We start from the raw sequence: 23,063 nt of genomic DNA on the forward strand, positions 1-23,063 counted from the left end.
ATATAATTTCGTCAATTATATTATCAAATTGCTTCATTATTACTTCAGTAGCCCCTTACGCCATTCATGCCAACGTACCAGATCACTCCAGCAAATGTTCCCCGCCCGGTTCCCCAAACAAAAAAAGGACTTACAATTTTCATTGTAAGTCCTTGAAATATCTGGTGGATCTGAGGAGAATTGAACTCCTGGCCTCTTGAATGCCATGCCAGAAGATTCGTCTTCAAGCTCCAGAATTATTGAATTTATTTTTTCCCGGTCAACAGAAAACCAGTGATGTTGGAGGTGTGTTAAAGGCTCCGGTTGACCAAATTGGTTGACCAAAATTGGTGTGCCGCCAAGATGGGAACTTGACTGCCCCCAAACTCTTCGGCAGCATATCGAACAAACGATACGCACTTAGTAGACAATCCAAGAATGTGCTACCTTGTTCATTCGTGACTGGATAGGCATTTTTATACGCTAAAGGAAAAAATAATGGGGAAAAAGAACAATGCTGCCGTTGTCTTTGTTGTTATTGTTATTGCTGCCATTGCTGCTATTGTTAGTGCTTTAGAATTTTTGTTGATGCTAGCGGTAACATACTGGTATTTTCTTTTGGCTATCGGGCTTATCATCCTTGCTGCTGTATATGGTCCCACAATAATTCGTCGCATCCGTAAAAATCACTATTTTAAAAGTGAGGATTTTTTAGCTCGTAAAAAGCAGGTCGCGGAGTTAGTTTCTGAACACAATGATATTGCTGAGTATGTCCAAAACATTCGTGAAAACGGCTCCTTCGAGATAGGAGTTTCTTCAACTGGTGAACACTCGCACCTAGCTTCGTTTGAAAATACCAGTAAGCATAAATACAAGAGGGATAGAAATGTATCGAATTTTGGAGTCACCAACGTACATAATTGTTCCCTCCAAGTTGCACGTAACGCTGCTATGAACCCAATCAAGTATCTAATGAAATATTTTGATATTAAACCAAATGAGGAAACTCTTGTGGAGGTAGAAGCTCTGGGTGAAAATATTTCCCGACTTGCAAGTGCCATTCACAACCTCAAGGAGCGGGAGTCTAGTATCGCAACAACGTTTGCACCCCCCGATTTTATTTTGAAGTATTTTCATGATGAATTCATGCAGCATGTAGGAGTTGAGTTGTCGCCCGTCCTGGTACCCTATCCCGAATATGCCTTCGAATATGTAAGTGCGGGGGGCAATAGCGCCCAAAAGACGACTGTGAGGCTTGATCTTTCGACGATTGATGCACTCATAGAAACTCTGTCAGAGAAAATTCGCTTCCGTAAAAGCGTAGCAGGGCAACGAGCACTAATGACCGCAAAATTCCGAGAATTCATAAAAAAGCGGGATGGCTATACATGCAAACATTGCTCTGTATCAGTAATGGATGAACCTCATTTGTTGCTTGAAGTTGACCATATCATGCCCATTTCCAAGGGAGGACTGTCAACAGAGGATAATTTGCAGACGCTGTGTTGGCGTTGCAACAGAAGCAAATCAAACAAGGTTATGGCAAATTAAATAAATAACACACTCATAGTGCGTTTTCTTCGATGTAGGACTGCCCATCCAGCCCCATAATTCGCACAAAAATACTCAAATTCTGCGTATTTACCAAATTCCTGCCCACCACTCCCCCAACCCTCAAAACGGACAGGAGGAGCAAAATTATCACACCCCCACAAAACCACCAAAAACACTGGCTAAATCCCATCCCACCTCATACACCCTCAAACACAGCTCACACACATCATTAAACAGTTATCTCAAATACTTAGTCAACAAAATGGTTGACCAGCTGGTTCCCCAAACAAAAAAAGGACTTACAATTTTCATTGTAAGTCCTTGAAATATCTGGTGGAGCTGAGGAGAATTGAACTCCTGGCCTCTTGAATGCCATGCGGGGAGCCCGCCATCCAACTATTGAAATAATTGGATTATTTTCACCCCTTGGGAACAGGTTTTGGGGATTTTCCGGGATTTGCGGCTATGGGTGGTTCTCCATAATGGCAAATTTTATCAAAATTTCCATCAAACGATTAACAAGTTCAGATTATGCCTACCTTAACACCGACACTACTTTTCAAATTGCACTAGTTCTCCTTTAGCGAGAGCAGATACAGACATATAGCAGCCTCCCTATTTCCATTTGGCAATTAATCATATAAGAACATTTAGCAAGAATTAAAAAGGTTGCTTTATAATTGGAGATTTGATGCGATATAATTACGAACATCTTGAAGATATAATCTTAGAACAAGAAGAAAAAGAATGGGTTATTCATCGTGCGTGGCAACGCCATGAAACTCACAAAAAAGACAAACAAGCAGTGATGGTGCATGAACTAAATGCATCAACTGAGACACACGGTGCTCTGCTAGGTCGTTATCATGAAGAGGTAAGACGAACTTTATTTAAAGTTAGCAACCTGCCAGGGTCTGCCCTTGGAGCAATATGCTTAGAAAGAGCCTTTAAACGCAATGACCCAAAGAACAATTCTCCTTCATATTTTATCATCACTAAGGGATGGTATAAATATTCCTTACATGATTTTTTTACGCCAGATGGGCAATTCAGTGATACTGGTGCCGATATTAGGAAACAACTACGTAATCCTCAAAAGAGGAGTGAGTTCTGGCAATCTATTCACCGTATTGCAATGGTTCTTTTACGATTGCAACAAGGAAAAATGTTCTGCCCTCCTCTTACCCTAAAATCTTTTGTTTTCTGGTCAACTACAGATTTCGATTTTCAACAGCATGAAGTTGGACAAGTTGATTTTGAAAATTTACGTCTCAGCGGTTTAGAAAAAACAATACCATTTGGACAATTTGGGGGAAATTTTTTTTCACCGTACCAAACCAAAGCAAATCCCCCTACTAAAGACATCATTGGCTGGCGCTCTCTTGCTGAAGTCGTAGTTGATGTACTGTTTGGACCTCCTCATAAGCCAAAAGACAAAAAGAACCCTCTTTCATATCGTAAAGAGATGCTAAAAAAAGGTATGCACGATGGTTTTATACAGATTGGCGAGGTTAATTTATTAGAAAAAATGTTAAGTGCCCGAGATAGCTTCTGTATGGGCAATGTGTGCGAGCAGATCAAAAATTACTGCTATATGCCGTCTAAAGATCGCATTCACGTAGACAAGCGTATCAACTTACGCGTGGTATATACCCCTGACGCAACATTTCAAAATTTTGGAACTCATACCGACGATGGTTATGAACCTCCAGAACAAAACATAAACAATAATATCTCTAAAAGACTTGAGTCTGCAGAGGTGTTTTTCGACCCTGAAACAATCACGGTTAATAAGAAATTTTCATTATACTTTGATTGTGGCAATGGGCTTTATTTCAGAGGAAATACGTACTTTCGTAAATGCGGCAAAGATGGCTACGAATACGACAGTCGTTTGCTACACATTTCTTTTGCAAATTATATCAATCCGTCACCACATTTTGTTCGAGTTAGCCTAAGTGGAACCAATATAACATGCAGGAATTTATATAAGTTTAAGGAAGAAGAAAGATACATAACTGGCCCCAGAGACTGGGCATTAGAATTGAACACTAGGACAGGATTGAAAAGCCAAAAAATAATGCAAGAGGCACAGCTTAAAGTTCTATCATCTTTAGAACTAGCAAACCAACTTGAATCATTGATGGCCTTTTTGACCATGTACTTATGTCGAATTGACAACATATCGACAACTGACGATGAGGTTACCATTTACCTCGCCCCATACAGGGCAGATATGCTTGATTCATATGGGGAAAAAGACAAAGCATTAATTTCAAAAATTTCAGAAATACAATGCGGAACACGCGACTATATGGATCAAAAAGGGGACTATTCTGAACACCTTAAACGTTACCTGATTGATCAAATCGAATATTCTAAACATGGGTTACATGGAAAATCAAAACAGACAGGTATTTTACTTACCCCCCTCCATACTGCAGGATCGCTATCAATAAATCCAAGACAACACACTTCTATTAATTCGACCCTTGATGACATTACATGGGACGTACAACTAGACTCTCTTACAGATAAAAATAAAACCCTAATTCAAATAAATCGAAAAAAGAAATTAACTCGTAAGGAGAAGGATTATTTAAAAGAGACAAACATGGTTTCTGTCCGGACAAGAGGACACTATGGTCAGATGGAAGTCATCAAACGGCGAACAGATGCATTTGAACATTTGAAAAAATATGAGATGTTAATGCAGCAACTAGTGGATCCAACTCGAAAGTCTGCAGCATATATTGACTGTGATGATTTCCAGACGATGGCCAAGGAGAAGCTCTATAATGGGGCACCAGAACCCAAAAAAGAATTGGATGAAAATAAAATGGCAATCATTGAGGATGCATACCGAATGGCTCCCCTTTTTGCATTGCAAGGCCCTCCTGGGACAGGAAAAAGTGAAACTGTTTGTGCCTTGACTAAACTTATATTTTCTGAAGACCCTATGGTCCAAATACTGCTGACATCGCGAGAGAATGTCACTGTAAAAGAATTACTGCGTAAGCTTTATGTTGAATCGCAAGATTGGATAGACACACCTATTTTTAAACTTTCAGCTAAAATTCAGGACAGTATGGCAAGCGAGGACAGCCTAACGAAAGAGAAACCTCAGTTTAATATTTCAATGGATGGACAGGTTCATAGAATACTAAATGATGCAAAACAACGATGCAAAGCAAATAAGCACGTACCCTATAATAAAAAGACTATGGAAGTTTTGCAGAAATGGCACGCCTACCTCAATGTTGTAAATCCTAACTTATCTGAAAATGAAGACATTAGATTTCTTATAGAGCAAAGTGCAAATCTTATTTTCACAACAGCGAGTGACAAAGGGCTCGCCGACATGGTGGCAAGCGGCTACATGTATGACTGGGCATTTGTTGAAGAAGCGGGAAAAACTCCTTTTTACGACCTAATATTACCCATGCTAGTCTCTCAACGGTGGGTACTGCTAGGTGACCCTAAGCAGCTAAAACCTTTTCAGGCAGCAGAATTTGCGAACCTTATGGATAATTACAGGCAAATTGTCGACATGCTAAAAGAGGTAAAAAATTTAGATAGAGGGCGCAAGGATTACGTTTCGTTAAAAAACATAGAAAGGGTTCTTGCACGGGAAGGACAAGAGCATAGTCGTTTTTTTGATCGAGAATGGATTGAACCCTTTAAGAAAATTTTTACTACCATCGCTGAAGATGTTAAAACTGACAGAACAACAGCAACGTCTGATACAGCAGCCGTTCTTAACATTGTTTATCGCATGCCTCCTGTTCTAACAAAACTAGTCGATACTTATTATGCTGACATTGACCTTCACCCTGCACCAATGGCTTGCAATGAGGACAATTCTTTAGCCCCATCCCTACAAAAAAGTAATCCATTGGCATGGCCCCCAAGTATGGAAACATGCAATGGCATATGGGTCAACACTGACTATCACGATGATTTTATTGAAAAAGAGCAAAATAAACAACATTGGAATTCAGGTGAAGCAAGTTTAATTGCTGATATAATATCGCTAATGGAGGTTAATCATGAAATATCACCTCGTCCCTCTCTGGCTATATTAACCCCATACAGACGGCAGGTTAAAGAAATAAGAAAAAGTTTAGCCGAGCATGACAACAAATTAAAAGAACATTTTACGCCAGTGGTTATGAATAATCAAAACGGAAGTGACTGGGTCAGTACAATTGATTCGTTTCAAGGATGTCAAGCGGAGATTGTTATTTTAAGCCTAGTTCGTAACCAGCCCGCAGCCCAGAAGCTAAACTATGAACCAATAAGATTTGTCGCTGACAATAATAGAGTAAATGTTATGGTTTCGAGAGCTCAAAGAGTGCTTATTATTGTTGGCAACTTGAAGTACTATAAATCATGCTGTAAAGATCAGGACAATGATGAAATTAGATTCTTTAAGGAGTATATCAGTAATTTTGAACAAATGGCCAGTGAACATCATTCCGCTGAATTCTTGAAAATTATAACTGCCGCTGAAGTTATTAGCACAAAAAAGATTGGAATATTATGATTAAAACTTACCATCCTCAAGCCAAATTTAAAGTTGAATTTCAATATACGGCTAAGCGGCAATTTACGTTAATTGATCAAACTATTTTACAACTTCTTCAAATTGGAAATGATTTGTCTAAAATCCCAGAAATCATTGGGTTACCAAAACGTATGGTAGTCGAATCGGCATTTGACCTATTGAAAGAACAAATGATTATCATGACAACTGAGTCTTTAGTGCTATCTAGCAGAGGAGATGAATGGAGCGAGAATCTTACTGATTATGAAAGAGGAGAAATCCAAAATGGAGAGGCGGATATCTTTTTTGATTGGAACAGCTATATGACTCAAGTATTTCTTAACTTAGATGATGACTGGACTCCTCACAATATACCTAAAGAGTTTATTGATCTTTATGAATTGGAAAATTCGAAGGAGACCCTTGTTTCTTTCGGAGATAGACACTTTCAAGCAGCAGCCTGGAAAGATTACACAGACTCTCTCAACAAAAAATTTTATGATGCTAAGAATATTGTAGATGTCAAGCTTCGTTCTTCATTACGATCTGCCTTAAAAAAAAGAAATTTTGAACTTAGCAATATAAGCAAAACCACACCACCTTACAATTGTTACAAATATGGTTATGAAGTTATCAGTGAAACTCCAGATACAAGCTATAAAGAGCGCATTCCAAAAATAAGTATCAAAGAAGAAGATTGGTTATTAAGTTCATCTGAGCATTGTGAATGGCTGCAAAAGGCTATGGACGACTCTAACTCCCATATGATTATTTTTAGTGCACACGAAAAGCAAACTGCACTTAATAATCTTGAAGCAGACTTCAAAGAGACTACCAAAAATTCTTTTTTGGTTTTAGGGTATAATGAAAGCAATTTAAAATATAAACCGCGAAAAAAAACATTAAGACATATAGCAGATGAAAGAAGTGACTCTGACATGAAAGTCGTTTTATATGATGACTTAAAAGGAGTTGTACATTTATCTATAGGCAGTTTCAACTGGCTAAAGGACTATAAGACGGATATTGCATTAGGACCTGAGCGCAATAAAAAGGGATATGAAATATCCGTAGTTCTTCATTCCAACGAACACGCACTAACCATAATTGAAGTAATTGAAACTATATATGGTCAAGTTCGTTCATTTACAGAAACGGCAGACAAAAATAAGCTCCTTGCCGCTTTGGACAACTTAAAACAACTGGCTGAAAATCAACTAGCTTCGACTAATTCTGGAGGAAGCAATGATACTAAAGACATAGATACGAATGAAATTGAGAGTGCTTTCCTTGGTGGGCGTGCAGTCGCATGCGAAAGTGGACTATCACTGCTTAACGCCAAACATCGTAGTCTTGTTTTGTCACACACAATGAGCGAAAAAGTGGACCCGCTACGGCATTTTGAAAATCGCGAATATCCATATGCAGAGAAGTGTCTTGTTCTATTTTCTGATATGTACCTTACGCAAAAGGAAATAGGTCAAGACGGCAAAGCAAGCCCACAACGCATCGAAAGTTATCTTGCAAGCAAGCAAGAAAAACTAGCAGAAATAGGAAAAAAAGATGTGGGACATGTTGTTCACAGCCCCAATATACATTCCCGCCTGATAATAAACGACGACAGAATTACAGTTACAAGCCTTAACTGTTTGTCAGCGCTAGGGGCGATCGATAAATCCTTTGGCATAAGATTCAAAGACCCAGAATCTTCTTCCTTCTTGATGGATATCTTTGAGGACTTTTTTCCAAAAGAAATTCCTGAAGATGCTCCACTTGAGGACTCTCCTATAGTTGATATGGACAAAGCAGCATGTCATTTAAGCCCAGAAGAACTTGAAAATCTCCGTAAACTGCTTGAAAAAGCCAAGCAAAAATAATCACAAAGCACAAAAAATGAAAAAGAAGAATGTAACGAAAGAAAATAATATTGAGACCAGCACGGAACACGGGAATAAGCCACACACAATACACGGACTTTTGTGTAGACAGATAGCTATTATGCTGAGAACAAGATCAAATAGATTCCAGGCAGCAAGGCGATTGTCCATCGAACATGACGATGTAACGTTTATAATTGCTATCTGCTCTGTCGGAGTTGTTGCCTGTTCTTTACTGCCACTTTTTTTTAAAGGGTTGGCAACAGATAATATGAAGGCTATTTTTGGTTTTACAAATGTTGTCTTTTCAATTCTTATTGTCGTTTTAACGACGTTGCAGGATTCACGAAATAGACTCGTACAAATAGAACTCCTGCGTAGATCTGCGCTAGAACTAACAAAACTTATCGGTAAAGCTAAAATAATAGCAATTTCATCGACAGTTTCAGAAAATGATTTCGAAAAAATAACCGATGCATACAAAAATATTCTAACAAACTATCGTGGCCCACACCAAGACATTGACAACGATGTAACTAATGCCCAAAATTATCCTTGGAATAAAAAGATACCTGTATTATTCTATAACTGGATAATACAAAGACGGTACAGACTGTGGTTCTCCTGTCTAATAGTTGTACTTTTTATAGTTCTTAAGTATGCATTCAAATTAGGATAAGCACCTTAATTCAGTATAATATCTAGAGAACGCCATTTCATAATTTTCTATTGCCAACTTAGACACTAACTATTGAATTTTAAGGGCAATATTTATAAATTACCCCTTATTTTCACACAAAACACTTCCTTCTTGACATTTTACTAAAAATTCCATTGTGACAGAATACAAAACTACTCCAACTATTCATGCAGCTAAAATCTACTCATCACCATACTTCAACCCAAGTCTATGAATATGCTTATGCGAACTGAGCAAATGATAATGATTTTTCATAATATCTCGTGAGTATTTATAATGAAAACCGCGTTCCCCCCAAAGCATCCATACCAAGCATCGATCAGTTGAATCGAGATAGCGATCGAGCAAATCCTCACGAAGATAAAACAATTGTGATCTATGAACTGCTTCATTGTTCTTAAATGTACGGCATAATGTTGCTAGATTGTCCTCTTCATCATAAAAATCCCACCGCCCCCCTAAACTCTTAATACTCAGCGAATCACAAAGACTAGGAGCGAGTACAGTGACATTTCCTGCCTGGTTCAACATGCTGTGGTATGACTCCCAGCAATACACACAGACTGGCACCTCTACTTCCACTCCTAGCCATGGAAAAGAAAATGCTGGTCTTACATCAGCCGTTGCGATTCCTTCTTGATTTCGAAGATCAGCAATGTACTGTGTAGACCACGGAATTTCACCTGCAAAGCAGTACGGATCTTTAAGAGGCTCAGGAATAGCCATATTTCCTGGATAATTAATTTCATTAAACTTTGTTAATAGCCCATTCGCCTGATTACTATTAGGCATGACACCTCTAAGAAATGTAAAAATTCTTCGGGCATCTTCTCCAGAATACTGCTCAATATACCCTTCGAGCAAAACCCATGGACCATCTATACCATCGACGGCTTTGGGATGTAGCAAATGAGTATAATCTGGAACCGGGCCGTGCTCAACCCACTCGCGAACATCTGAGAAGGGCTTTGCAAAAAGCTCTGGTAATTCAGGAAGCCATATACTCGGATGATCGGGAAAAGTTGGATCTAAGTCTATCTCTGGTGTTCTTTCTCCTTCTCTCCAGTTTGTATACTCATTTCTATCAAAGCGTAATCCATACATTTCATAATATGCAATTTGTGAATATTTTGCCCCATAACGATCTACTTTATAATTCTCACGTTGACGGTGAAGCCAACCATCATCACTTATTCTTTTATCAATTTGTTCAAATCTATCTGCTGAATATCCTAGTTCAATAATACGACATTCAATTTGCTTTCTAATTTCCTTAAAAGTCGGATTATCATAGTCATATTTAAATCTATCTGGGACAATATTATCTAAAGTATCTTCCATAAACTCTATGGACATTGCACCTTCAGCTGCTTTTGAAACAGAATCGTCAATCGTAGCAACATCAGGAAAACCATCAGGCAAATGATCAAAAGGTGGTTGGATAAATTCCAGATTTTCAACGGGAATTGATGTAGGAAATCTTTTTTGTGCTAATTCAATAAGACCAAGAGCAAATTCTTTAATAAAAATATGTCGAGTCGCAAATGGAGCCCCAGGCATGAACAGAGACTCGATCAGCGAGTTGACAAAATTCGATAGTATATCCTTAAAATCGGCAACACTTTTATCAGCCCATATAGACATTGCCACTCCATATGAAGCCGCTAGCATTCTCTCTGGAACATATGGATCATTCACTGAAAAAGAATCCAACGTCATTTGGAAGAGCTCGTCAGGAGCTGATATCCCAAACCAATACAATGCACGTGTAGCATGATCCCTCAAGCCATGATCTGTGGTGGTAAGAATCCATTTGATCCAAAGTGCACGAAGTTTATCATCTTTATCCCTAGTCTGATTCGATCTCCAACCTTTTTCAATATAGAGGATATCCGATTTTAGGCTATCTGAAGATCGCCGAACCCATTCAGACCAGTGGATATCTCGATCAACCATTTCCATTTCTCTCAAAACAGTATCAAAAAAAACAGCATCAAGAGGATGGGAAGACGCCGCTCTAGTTATCTTCAACCTCGAAAAAAGATGTTGACTATATCTTCCAGGTCCTTGTTTTGTCAGGTTGGATAAAGAATCAACAGTCTCTCGATCCAAAAAGTCACTTGACAGCCAAACAGCCCCATATAGAGTAACTTGTCTTGGTTGCCCCTCAAGAAGCCTCCAAAGCTGCTCTCTATACATCCGCATAGGAAGAAGCCCTATAAGTGCTTTAAGAATATCACCAGCTAAGGTGTGCCGTTCGCCTATATCCCCAAACAACACTTTTAATTGAGCGTCTTCATTGAGCCATGCTTTAAACCCTGGCCCGCCATATTTTGACAGAATGTAATCTGCAATAATATGACCAGCAAAAGCATCGTAGCTAACACTGACTCTTGTCATTGTAGAATTATTGTCAGGAATCCTATAAAAAACCCCTTCCTCTTCCAAAGCCTTCACAAGACTTTGGTCCCACCTAGGACTATCGTCTATCAGTCTGCGTAATTGGACAAAATCTACAGTCCTTACATTCTCTTCCCAAAGCGTCTGTCCAACCCTATTAAGAGCAGACCGAATATCCGAAACAGAGTATCGGCAAGATGGTAACGACAGTTCAGTTATTCGAGTAGAGACCTGCTCGAGATGTTTCTCAAATAAAATCGTCAATGACCCTGGAATGGCTTCTACACCGACCTCTTTTTTCCGATCTGGATTTGTAACCTCGCAGAACAGCCGCATAGTAAGAGGATGCTCTAGCAAATCAACTGGGAGTGCAGCATCATTCAATTCAATTAAATAATGCTTAAAATATGCTCTAACGGCTTCATGTGTGTGCTGAAATCTTGTTATATTACAACTCTGAACATCACCAGGAAGAGCCTCTTCAGCAAATTCGGTTCTTAGCGTACAAACCAAAAGGACATACGAATAATTTTCGAGTGTAACCTTTATAGATTCAAGATTAGCTTTCCACGCTCGAGGATCTTCCGCTTCATTCAACCCATCAATAACAACGGGTAGTCTCCGCCTTGCTCTTTGTCCGGCTGCATCAACAGCTGCAACAAGAGCTTCAAAAGTCTCAACTGGGCGTCCCTGAATCACAACGGTTTTTGCTAGATCATCCAATCGTTGCCGAGCATTTAAATCTCTTCCATGTATAAAGACACCAGCAACTCTATCTTTGGTAGGAGAAGTAATCTCGGCTGCCAGCTGAGTCTTGCCACATCCAGCACTAGCAAGGACTGCCACCATACTCATTTGTATAAAAACAGCTATTTCCCGCATAACAATACGGGCATCAGAAAAAAGGGCTAAGATATTAGTTAAGTACAATGCCTTCCGATCATTGGCGTTTCTTAACTTTCTAAGTAAAACTTTCCATTCTCGGTTAAAGGCAAACCCTCTATCTACGAGTTGGGATGTAGTACTATAATCACCATTACTAAGAGCCGAGCAAATTTTTGTGAGCAGCGAAGAACAATCTTTAACCCCGCCCAGTACAGATTCTAATCCTTCTGAAATACTTCCTGAAGCGGGCTCATTAAAAGATATTAGATCCTTACCCGCTTTATCTAGCTGTAGTGGAATTGTTTTTAGATCGTCCCATGCTGTGACTTCTCCTAAAGAGAGCCTAACCTGTTCCTCAGCATGCATTACCTGATGGACTTCAGGAACCCAACGCGATCGTATTGGTGCAATTGCAGTCCTGTGCATTTTTTCAAGCTCATCAGGAGTAAGCACTAATTCCCCGAAATAGGTTCCACGTAAAATTTCAGCCGGCCCGCTTAAATGTTCCTCGACTTCGTCTTTTGTCCAAAGATGTAGACGCATCTTTGAACTTATGCCGTAAAACCACCTTTGGTCACCAGCAGTAAGTGTATGGCGTGTCCAAAGTACCCAATCAGTTATATCAGGAAGTATTTCTTCTGTTTTTATAATCGCGTCTTCAATTTTCTGCCGCCTTGTGGAACCAATAGCCCTACCACTAGGCAAGTCATACCACTTACATTGCCATCCATACCACCGCCCAGTTTCCCCCAGAGAACAGTCACTTTGAATATTTAGATGAAATTCAATTCCAGGCTGATTAGCAAGCCCTCGAAAACTTCCAAAACGATTATAATGTCTGCTAATTAAACTTCGACATAGGTATTCAAAATTATGTGTAGCATCTCCAGGAAGACCTTCAAAAATACTCCAATTTACTGCTGGCATACCTGTCTCACTTTGCGGCTTTATTCTGTAGTCTCTTCTTCTATTACTTCTGGGTAATCATGACCGGAATAAACTTCAACTCGTGCCCCCTCATTGATAAGTATCTTCATAAAAGCAGACACCTCAGATTCATCCGTTTGTATAATAATTTTCTTCCCTTCAGTGCCTACATCTACGCCGTACATAAATTGTTCAATTTCAGAAGGGCCTATTAAATGGGTATTGGTATTGCGCATCAGGTCTAATAACGCATCATCATAGCGATCCGTATTAGCATCTAGTTTATCGTCATTTTCGAGGGCGTAACCAGTAAATTTATCAATAATATCCTTAGCCTTATCAGCATCCCGCACTTCTTTAAAACTACCAATCATCACAAGTCTCATTGAATGTTCAGAAACCGATTCATGCCAAATTTTCATACCCCACCTCCACTGGAATAGGCCTTAATTTCGAAAGTGTTTTAATGATGCCACCATCGCCAATTTTCACCCCGACTGAGTCAAATGAAGAACGCTTTAACAGACCAGATGCATCTATATGCGCGTAGGAACGTAGTCCCTTTTCCTTAACTAAAGGATCACACGTAGGAAGTTTATCTGCCCCAGCTTCACTAACGCTTAAACGTAGGGGACCAGAATAGGAGTAGACCCACTCTTTTAAATTGTTAACCGAGACCGGATCTATCCCTTCTCTACCTGAGGTCGGCAATTCTGGAAGAAGTAACAGCTCAGTCGCACCATGATCAGCCGCAACCATAACAGCTTCATCTAAATCGGAAAAAGTTTGGCTGTTAACAACATAATTTATACCAAACGCTGCAATTGAACGAATTCTTTCAAAACGACTACATAGTGAAGCAAAAGATTTACCGCGTAGAATCTCATAAGTATCACCTACCCCGTCCATACTTACACGCACATACGCGACACGCCCCTTTAGTTGATCTGCCAAAGATACGCTAAGATTATGCGCGTTGGTCGTAAAGGTGACAGCAAGCTTCGTATGATCGTTTATGTAATCGCAAAGAAGTGGAAGATTCTTATACAGAGTAGGTTCGCCTCCACCAAAACCTATCCCAAGGCATCCGTTAATATTCAATTCATCTAACCATGCCTGCAACTGCCCATAAGGTAATTCGGCGGCTTGTTTCGGGGCATAACAAAATGGACATTGTAAATTGCAAGCATTCGTTAATGCAATTGAGACTTGGCGAGGAGCTGGAGACCAATCTTCTGGTGAAATTTCAAGCTCATCCAAGAGTATATTTGTACCAGACTTGCGATCATATAGATGGAGACCATCAGGACCAGACCTGTAATTTAAAGCATACTTCATAATTATATAATATTACGACCAAATCTTTTGCAATCTTAACGAAAAATTGATATTACAATGACAAATCCTGACACCAGAGCTCCTTATAGTCCATTAACACACTTAACTTTTGAATAAAAATGCGAGCCATCACACCCACAAACTACGAAACATAAATTTCATAGACGATTTGATACCATATCCATAAAAAAGTGTGGAACAACTTTCAACAAATTGTCCCACACTTTCCAATCCTCAAATTTCGCAAGGAACACCCCCTTCCTGGAATTTTTTCACAAAACCCCATGTTCCCTGAACTCCAATTCCAAAATCGCAGGAGGGGTAAAATTTGCGAGAATTCCTTCTTAAACAAAAAACAAAAAGCTTAACCGCTATTAGTAATCATCATAGAGTTTTGAAATTCCATCAAAACCATTTTGCATTAGTCGATCCTGAACATTTATCACTCTGTTAATCAATTCTGGATCATCCACCTCATCCGCCTCAATAAGTATTTCACGAAGAACAATTGGAATATGATTTCTTGATCCATACTGTCGAACATCGCCAACACACGATTCGCAAGCGTCAGCCAGAACCTCCAAATATTCTAAATTCTGAAGAGGATCATTCTTCGCTTGAGCACTGAGCCATCTATAAAAACTATTTATGCCTGGACTTCCTGGAACTTTGGGCAAAGCTTTGAGATATGAAAACACCAACTCATTACCAACCATCCCCACTTTGCTTGAATCCTTATGGAACACACTTGCAAAACTTTCCATGACAGTATTTGTCAAACTGCATTCCGCAAACAATCTAGGCAATATTTTGCGACATTTATCAGAAACATCTTTGACATAAAGATTATGGGCTAAATTCTGTACGGCGCCTTGTATAGCCTTTTCAGGAGACCTTGCTATACGAGAAAAATATTCCTCTTCGTCTACAACGTCAGACAAATACATAAGCGTATAGATTCTACCTGCAACCTCTAGACCTTCTTCAGATCCGCTCACAAGTAGCTTTTCAATATATGGCAAGATTTCATCTGTTCGTTTATGGTAGTTATAATAAAAACATCGTTCTGCTGCCCACCATTTTTCGATATTTAAACGCCCCATCACTGTCAGAAAAAATACCCATGACGACTCAGGATTATAATGTATCAAGTATGCTAGATACCTGAGGAAAGTAATTAGAACTGATTCATCTCCCATCTGAGCGTAGGCAACCAACAACTTGTCAACTTCTTCTCCTATCGCCCAGTCATTCTTGATACAATTTTCGGCCAAACAAATCAGAGCCTCAGCCCCAGGCTCAATGACATAATTTTCCTCGCTACTTACAGTCTTAATTTGACTATAAAATTTCTCATGCATCCTAACAAGGTGCGCTATGTCAGATGGATTCGCCGCAACATGTACACCTGCCATAAGCAAGGAACTCACGCAGCCTAAATCACTCCAAACTTCTCCAGTCAATTCTAGACCAGTTTGGACCAAATCTCGAAGTTCCTCTTTGGAAATCGACTTCTCAAAAGGTTCCCAGTCTTTTTGCGCTGAAGACAAGTTTCCATAAAGATATCGAACATGTTGGGCGAGCCCAGCAAAAATATCACAAATAAATTGTACATCTAACTTCTCTTGTCGAATTAAAGGAAGCAATCCAAGCATATATTTTGGACATAGAGCAGAAGCCTCACGGAACCCCCATAGGGCTTGTCTTTTACCTCCAAGCAATCGATCATCCATGGCGACAAAACCAGCATCTTCATTGTAATTCCAAACAAGTTTCATTGCCCATGGATGTGAGAGCTGACAAAGTATTTTATGGTCAAACGGCTGCCTAACCGTCCCTCCGCTAGACCATATCTGAGGAGTAGGAAGTTCATATCCAAAAGTACGGCGATGTTCATCTACAAAGTCTTGAGCTGCCTTTATCCTGTATATATTGGGAATCCAAACGAGGTAGTCATAACGCTTTCGCTTGATCCATTCATACTCGCCATCTTCATACTTTTCTTCACTATACAATGACATGACTAAATCTTGATTTTTAGCCGCCACTTCCTCAGTCAACAAATGATATGCTGAGTTGGCTAACTGCCCTAACTCAAATTCAATCCTACCAAACCTTAACAGCTCTTTATCAGTCAGAAGTGAAGAGATTCCAATAATATTTTTCTCTGGATTATTTTTATAACAAAGAGCCAGAAAATACATAAATCCAAACTCTCTGGAGTCTCGAATCTTTAGTTCGTTGTCCTTCCACCAAATAGTATCTTGGTGGGCATGCCAGTTAAGGGCGGATTCTACGCATGAAAGTAATGTGTTAATTCCATCAGCAGAATATGTTTCATGTTTATTATGGGTATATCTCCATGAAGAATCCATTAGAAAATAATTTGAAAAAGAATGCAGATCAGACTGCCATACCTCTTTCTGACTCCATTCAATTAAGGAGTCTATTGCAAATCCCAACAAAAGTTCTGACTTTTGAAAACGCTTTTCTAAGAATTTATCGTCATGAAAATCATATCCATCACAACGAAGCTCTTTCTTTCCGTGCTTACTAGGCCCTGCGTCAGGGACTTTATTTATTATGTAATCCCAAAGTAATTTATCGCCACTATTGGTTGCGTCCACCCACAAACTCAATGGCCTACCAATGAAATCCCGTTCATACCCTTCAACAGAGAGTAACCGCTCAAGCAGAGCTCCAACCCCAACAGTCGTCCACTCTTTCAAATCTCCTAAATAAATGCTTATATTATATGCTTGCTTCGCTTTCTCTGGGCTATTGTCATACAAAGCAGTCCATAACGCGATAACCCGTTCAGGATATTTTTCAATCCAAACTGTTAGCCTTTGGATTACGATCTGTTCCAAAGCACTTCGATCTTCTTTTCCAACAAAGGCAGTGAGAAGCTTCTGCTCGATCATATCAAGCCACTTCACATCCGCCATAGTATAAAGGCATCTCCTGAACAAAGCAGAGTGATCATTAAGAAGGTATCGAACAAGCGACCAATCCTTATCGTCCACTGACATTTCTGCAAAGGATTCAACTAGCAATCTCTTTAAATGATAAGCAATTTTATCATCTGAAAGAGCTTTTCTAAACTCCCTGCTAAACCGAACTCTATCAAGAACCCTCAAATACCCAAAAAAGGATTTGACGACAGGTCGAATAAACGGAAGCGGAAGATGCTTATGAATAAAATCAACGAGCCCTTCACCATTAGTAATGCTGCCCCGCACTAACAAATTATCAGCAAGTGTCTGATGTGAAAACGCTATCACTCCTGGTTGCTGCTCAACTAGTACCCCTTGACTGATTAATCTCTGACTTAATCTTGTTTCCGATGAAATTCTTACCTTTGGCAACGTGTAACAACGGTTTTTCATCATCTCCTGTGCCATACGATACAGCAAATCGATTGCACGATTTCCTAACAAAGAGTCTTTTTCAACATACTCAACAAGGTATCGATCGAATAAATCCCAAGCATTGTTGAGCTCGAGATAACTCTTAGATTCCACTAATCTTTTAAACAAATTCAGATTCTGAGGAACACAAATCAAAGATTGTAAACTCTCACTAATATCTGAGTCGTCAACAGCCCATTTATCGAGAAGAGGACGAACAACAGTACCATAATCAAATGGAGCTATTTTTATTATCTTTTGCCAGTCGCGGTCCCTGAGCTGTGGGTCATACTGTCGATCAAATTCTCTACAAGCTGCGACTACAATAGTATTATCAACAAGACTCAACCTATCAATAACACTGAGGATAATTTTAAAGGCTCCATGACTTCTGCTCAAAGAAAGAACGTCCAGCGAATCAACGACAACTACTACTCTGCGAAATTCTGCTAAGCGAGCACACTGTCCAACAATTCCTTCAGGTAGTCCCATGCGGGTAAGATCAGCTTCAGAATTTGCATCCGAGTACTGATCCCCCTTGATAAACAGAACTCCTACAGAAGGATCTGTTTCGAATTGATCTACCAAATCTAGAAGCAGACATGTTTTTCCACATCCAGGCAGGCTAGTAACAAGTATATTTTTATTGCCTACTTTAATGTAATCCAGCACATCGATTAGCTCTGGCTGATCGACTTTGACACCGTCAATTGTTCGTCCCCATGTCCGTCCTATTCTTGAAGCCGATTGGAAATTTTTTAGTACGTCGGCTTCGGAATAAATAGGGGCTGATTCTAGGCTATGCTCTTTAAGAATTTCAAGAAAGTCCAATCTATTAAGTTCATATGGAGTTCCTGGAAGACTAGCTGCATGTTCAGCTACTAATCTTTCAAGCACACTCTTCACCGTATTTGCTTGAGGAAAGTGTGGTTTTAAATCCAACAAATTTCTTGATGCCCAATCTTGGCTAGAGTCAAAGAAGAGCACTTTGGCGAGTGCATACGACTTTTTCAACGACAAATCGGTAACTTTAGGTGAAATAATTCTAGCTAAGGATTTGAGCGGGTCTAAAAGGGTCTTGGGAGCTGACTTTTTGAAGCTGTTGTAAGACCGAAACTTACGAGCTCCTTCAGCTAACTTCTGTAAATTCCCAAAAGGAGAACGGGAGTAAAACCAAATTTCGGCATTAGAGGTCAATTCATGTTGCTCTAGAGCCTTAACTAGCTCCTCTTTCAACACTTTATCGGAAAAACGCCAAACCTGATATTTAGGCTGATTCTTTTTAGCTTGGATGAATTTTTTTCGTCCATCTTTATAAGCAACAATAATATCATCAATTGGGATTTCCTGTTCAAGATCAGGAATACCTGTTGAATCGACTTGAACAAAATTAATTTCTTCATCCCGATACAAGCTTATTAGCCAATGAAGGGCCACTTGTAGTTCGAACTCATCACCTTGAGAGGATGTTTTTCCTGCGATACTCAACTACTTTTCCTTGACTACTGTAGATATTAGTAATTTTAGTATATTCAAATTTAATGCTAATTGGGCGCAGTTTCAATCCAGCACTTCGTCAATTAACTCTGCAACCTTTTCATTGGCAAAGTCAGCTTTCAATAGCTTCTCTATGAGGACATCCACTAATTGCTGGGGAGAATTAAAACTGACAGTCTCCTCATTGAAAAACTTAACTTTTCCTGAGGACATTGTTTCAGGGGTAATCTTAATATTGACATCGTCCATATCCAATTCAACCACTTCACCTGCATCAATCAAACCCTCTGCCTCTGGAACCCAACCATCTTTTAAAAAATAGAAATATTCACCCATTTAGCCAACTCCTATATAGTTTCACCGAAAGCATATAGCAGAATTCAGCAGATAGGGGTAGGAGCATATTATCGCAAAATCCACTTTACGCAGCGACCCCCATCCCCGTGACCGAACACATCCAGCGAGGATAACCTTTCAAGTTGATTGAAAATATTAACTGTAAAAGGAGTCCTAAATGTCAGAAGATGAATTCGAGGTGGTATACTCATACACCCGCAAGCAAGCTATCGAAGACGGGGTGCTGATCGATGTAACCGAACAGGCCAAGGAAACAGGATTTAAAATCCCTGTGGCGATTACTGCGAATCTCTACCATCAATATATTGAACCATCAGATGGTCTTGAAGGTGAAGGACAATCCGTAGAGGGCAGATTACATGACGTGCTCCTTCTCACATTTCTCGCAGCAAAAGACCGTTGGGAAGGATCAATGGTAGAAATCGAACCACTATTCGTGATGGGAGAAGGTACGAAGCTAGAGAAGGTAAAATGCTGGGCAATAATCGGCCCCGGAGATTCAGGTGAGCCAGTGCTTACAATTATGCAGCCTGAGGATTACTGAAAAAACGAATCCCACCTGCAATGCTGCGGGTGGGATTTTTTCTGAAGTTAGGTGGGTAGGTTAAAAAAATGTGGAAAATATGGGCAATCTGGGCCGAGGTGGAAATTATAGCAGGATGGCTTTAACAACTCGATGAAGGACCAACAACTGTTCATCGCTGGCCCCATCAAGCATATCAGTGATGCCAGCAACAACTTCGTCACGAGTCCTTATATTCTGATCCAGTTCCAAGAGGTCATGCAGGGATATTTTCAGACCGTCAGCAACCTTGTTGAGAACTTCAACAGAAACCTTGCTGCCCCCACGCTCAACTTCACTGAGATATTTATCGCTAATTCCAGCAGCATCCCCCAACTGTTCTTGGGTCAGACCACGACTCTTTCGCAATGTCCTGATGCGCATGCCTATCTGTTTTGAAATGTCGTCCATGCAAACTCCTTGAGTATCCATACAAAATACCCACCATAGATAGAGTTTGAACAACCTGAGGACTGAATTTTTTGTTGATTTTTCAATTTAAAGATAGAATTATAGTTTTTAATTTCTGTCTGTGGTTGGATTTGGAGTTATTTTTGAAAAATTAGGAGATCATAATGAGAACGAAGACTTGTATGCATTGTAAATCGGAAAACACCCTTAGGAGTAAAGAGTGCTGGAATTGTGGAGCTCCGTTTGGATTTAAGGGGGCGATTAAAATTAATAAAACAGCTTTTGGTTGTTGCGGCGATCTTTGCCGTGATCATGATGTTCGGAGATAAGTAGTACTCCACAGTATTAGGGGTCTACCATTAGAGCCTGTACCAAAATAAGCCAAAAGCCCACAACTCGAATGAGAAGTGGGCTTTTGGATTTTAAATGAATTCGTACCTAGCTTGCTTTTTCCTTACGCTTCTTCTTGATCTCAGCAAACACAGCAAGCACATCTTTATAGCGTTCCTTGAAAATGGGACAACCGCCTCGCTTAGGTTTTTCATCAGGACACGGGCAGTTCCCATCTTTGCATATACCCGGATCGGGCAATTCAGGAAAATCTGTCCCCTGAAATTCGCTATCGGGGTGTGCAGCTATGTACTCTTGCACAGCCTCCATTTTTTGGGAATAAAACTTCCGATGCCTTTTGATACACGCCTCATATTCAGTAGATTTGAACTGAGATTTTCGACATTTCGGACTACAGTATAGCCCCACATCTTTACCGCTCTTCTTAGGAATAAATAAAGTCCCGCACACAGCACATTCGTTTACCCGGTCAAACCCATCAAACAAATCAAAATATGTAGCAAGTAAAGAATATGTGAATCCTCGCAGGTCCTTCCAGACTCCACTGAAAAGATCACTTATTTCATCGTAGGATTGCACTGACGGCAATTCACTGCTCTCATTATGGCTAGCGACCAAAAACTTTGTGGTCTCCTTGTAGTATCTAGCGGGATCAAACGAACCCAAATTTAAATCCGGTTCATCTGAATAACTAGAGCAAACCTTCTTATATTTTAATCTAGACCTAAAATCAGACTCCCACCTGCTCTTGTTTTCGCAAAATTTCCCTAAAATTTCCGCCACCACTCCAAAACCAATATCATCAATTAAAAACGGAATCTTATCTATTACACTATAGGGCTCAGAAAGCACAGATTCAGTCTTAACACCCAAAAACAAGAGATCCCCATCTATCTCTAACAAAGAAGTATCTAGAAACTTTTTTTGTATATCATGACACCCACTGCTGGAATTTATTTTTCCATACAATGGATACAGTGCATCTAAGAAGCAACTGTGGACATACTCTGCTTGGGAACAATTTATGCCCTTTTCATGGCATTTATATCTTGTAAAAATAGGAAGTAACTTAAGCATATTTCTCAGTACTTCCTCAGTTTTTTTTCTTCTATTCTTTTCTACTTTCATAGCTGCATTAAAAATCAAAAAAAAGTTTTCAAGCTTTGATTCATTTTTCTCATATTTTGACATATTTTTAGTGAGTACATAAAAATCAATTTATTTTTAAAATAACACACTCACTTTTTAGCTAGACAAGTATCGTCTAGCCTCCTAATGTGCATACATCGCTGCAGCACAACTAGAGCCTTCAACTCATAAAACACAATGAAAACAAAAACTTATATGAAAGAACTAAAAACATACCACAGACAACCAAGCCTTCCTCTCTCCTAGACAACAGAGAAAGACTCGGAACAAGTCATCTGCCGGGTACATCCAAATTTTTTATCTGGAGACCCCATAACCGAGGCCACGCATTAAGTAGCGACAAAGACTTCGAGCTCATTGCCCACGAACCCGGAAAATTTGTCCACTGTACATGCACGAGGAGTAATCGGTAGGCCATTCGCTAGATACTGCCTACCTAAATTAATCACTCCATTTCAATAGTCCACTTTAAATTTACCGCCTTTCCCCTGAATTAGAAAGGGGGATCACAGGAGTAAAGCATGATTTCTAATCAAAAGAAAAATATAAACTACCTTGAATTCTCAGACACAACCTTCTCTGTCGTATCCAGACGCAACGGCAAAAATGTCGGTAGAACAACCCAGATGGTCCGTATCAACGAGATCGCAAATAAACTTCGTATATCCCCCAACACTCTGACTGCCGAACTAGCGCAGGCGGACTGCCCTCTCTATTCATGCGAAGAAGAACTCTTCGCCATTTGTGAAGATGTCAATTCGACTCTCAAGGATAAATCGATTCCTCTGCGCAGCCTTGGTCAAAGCAACGTCACTTGCGAATTGATTCCTTACATCGATAAATCGATCAGTGAGGGAACCGATATACTCGAAGCTACGTATCGCATACTCGACCTCCATGACATCGCAATCCGGTCAGGAGAATCCACCATAGGCCAAGCTTCAGCTCTTTTAAACGTTGACTATTATGCTGAATTCGTTGGCGTTGATAGCAAATCAGTAGTTGGAGGAACTCTTGAGCGGGGCTTTCCCGTGTTTTCGATAGGAAACGATGTGTTTGTTGCTGCGAAAGGCCTTGCTGCATCCCTTGAAAATTAACCGGATCAAATAAGCGGCAGAGT

13 protein-coding genes are annotated in these 23,063 nt (G+C 39.8%); 6 read left to right on the forward strand and 7 right to left on the reverse strand.

Going from position 1 to position 23,063, the window contains the following annotated elements; genetic code table 11:
- Nucleotides 1-477: 477 nt before the first annotated feature.
- The 4 genes from ACNI29_RS00700 to ACNI29_RS00715 all read left to right on the forward strand — a co-directional run bounded on the left by ACNI29_RS00700 (nucleotide 478) and on the right by ACNI29_RS00715 (nucleotide 8,635).
- Complete coding sequence (locus tag ACNI29_RS00700; RefSeq protein WP_419780281.1) at nucleotides 478-1,530, forward strand: HNH endonuclease; 1,053 nt, start codon at nucleotides 478-480, stop codon at nucleotides 1,528-1,530.
- A gap of 694 nt (nucleotides 1,531-2,224) precedes the next feature.
- A complete protein-coding gene (locus ACNI29_RS00705) occupies nucleotides 2,225-6,079 on the forward strand; it encodes an AAA domain-containing protein (RefSeq protein ID WP_419780282.1) in 3,855 nt (1,284 codons plus the stop codon).
- Nucleotides 6,076-7,956: a phospholipase D-like domain-containing protein gene (locus ACNI29_RS00710; protein WP_419780283.1), complete on the forward strand. Its 1,881-nt coding sequence runs from the start codon at nucleotides 6,076-6,078 to the stop codon at nucleotides 7,954-7,956. Before ACNI29_RS00705 ends, ACNI29_RS00710 begins: the two co-directional genes overlap by 4 nt.
- A 16-nt stretch (nucleotides 7,957-7,972) precedes the next feature.
- A complete protein-coding gene (locus ACNI29_RS00715) occupies nucleotides 7,973-8,635 on the forward strand; it encodes an SLATT domain-containing protein (RefSeq protein WP_419780284.1) in 663 nt (220 codons plus the stop codon).
- Between the two features lie 201 nt (nucleotides 8,636-8,836).
- On the opposite strand, the gene ACNI29_RS00720 is transcribed toward ACNI29_RS00715, so the two are convergent.
- From ACNI29_RS00720 to ACNI29_RS00740, 5 genes are all read right to left on the reverse strand, one after another.
- Nucleotides 8,837-12,868, reverse strand: coding sequence for an NACHT domain-containing protein (locus ACNI29_RS00720; protein WP_419780285.1), 4,032 nt, complete (start codon nucleotides 12,866-12,868; stop codon nucleotides 8,837-8,839).
- Nucleotides 12,869-12,888: 20 nt separating this feature from the next.
- Entirely contained in the window at nucleotides 12,889-13,290 is a 402-nt protein-coding gene (locus ACNI29_RS00725) for a DUF6375 family protein (RefSeq protein ID WP_419780286.1), read from the reverse strand.
- The gene (locus tag ACNI29_RS00730) at nucleotides 13,274-14,206 is read right to left on the reverse strand and encodes a radical SAM protein (RefSeq protein ID WP_419780287.1); all 933 of its coding nucleotides are present in this window, start codon (nucleotides 14,204-14,206) and stop codon (nucleotides 13,274-13,276) included. The genes ACNI29_RS00725 and ACNI29_RS00730 overlap by 17 nt, the downstream gene beginning before the upstream one ends.
- Before the next feature lie 374 nt (nucleotides 14,207-14,580).
- Complete coding sequence (locus ACNI29_RS00735; protein ID WP_419780288.1) at nucleotides 14,581-19,104, reverse strand: AAA family ATPase; 4,524 nt, start codon at nucleotides 19,102-19,104, stop codon at nucleotides 14,581-14,583.
- 72 nt (nucleotides 19,105-19,176) lie between these two features.
- Nucleotides 19,177-19,449, reverse strand: a complete 273-nt coding sequence (locus ACNI29_RS00740) for a hypothetical protein (protein WP_419780289.1) — start codon at nucleotides 19,447-19,449, stop codon at nucleotides 19,177-19,179.
- A 178-nt stretch (nucleotides 19,450-19,627) separates the two neighbouring features.
- On the opposite strand from ACNI29_RS00740, the gene ACNI29_RS00745 reads away from it, so the two are divergent.
- Entirely contained in the window at nucleotides 19,628-20,014 is a 387-nt protein-coding gene (locus ACNI29_RS00745) for a DUF6573 family protein (protein WP_419780290.1), read from the forward strand.
- A 105-nt stretch (nucleotides 20,015-20,119) separates the two neighbouring features.
- On the opposite strand, the gene ACNI29_RS00750 is transcribed toward ACNI29_RS00745, so the two are convergent.
- Together ACNI29_RS00750 and ACNI29_RS00755 are read right to left on the reverse strand one after the other, a co-directional pair.
- Complete coding sequence (locus tag ACNI29_RS00750; RefSeq protein ID WP_419780291.1) at nucleotides 20,120-20,443, reverse strand: helix-turn-helix domain-containing protein; 324 nt, start codon at nucleotides 20,441-20,443, stop codon at nucleotides 20,120-20,122.
- 438 nt (nucleotides 20,444-20,881) lie between these two features.
- The gene (locus ACNI29_RS00755) at nucleotides 20,882-21,985 is read right to left on the reverse strand and encodes a hypothetical protein (RefSeq protein ID WP_419780292.1); all 1,104 of its coding nucleotides are present in this window, start codon (nucleotides 21,983-21,985) and stop codon (nucleotides 20,882-20,884) included.
- Nucleotides 21,986-22,464: 479 nt separating this feature from the next.
- Here ACNI29_RS00755 and ACNI29_RS00760 point away from each other — a divergent pair, with 479 nt between their 5' ends.
- The gene (locus tag ACNI29_RS00760) at nucleotides 22,465-23,040 is read left to right on the forward strand and encodes a hypothetical protein (RefSeq protein WP_419780293.1); all 576 of its coding nucleotides are present in this window, start codon (nucleotides 22,465-22,467) and stop codon (nucleotides 23,038-23,040) included.
- The last annotated feature ends 23 nt before the right edge of the window (nucleotides 23,041-23,063 follow it).

Source organism: Maridesulfovibrio spiralis (SeqCode), from assembly GCF_048571135.1.
Taxonomy (GTDB): Bacteria; Desulfobacterota; Desulfovibrionia; order Desulfovibrionales; family Desulfovibrionaceae; genus Maridesulfovibrio; species Maridesulfovibrio spiralis.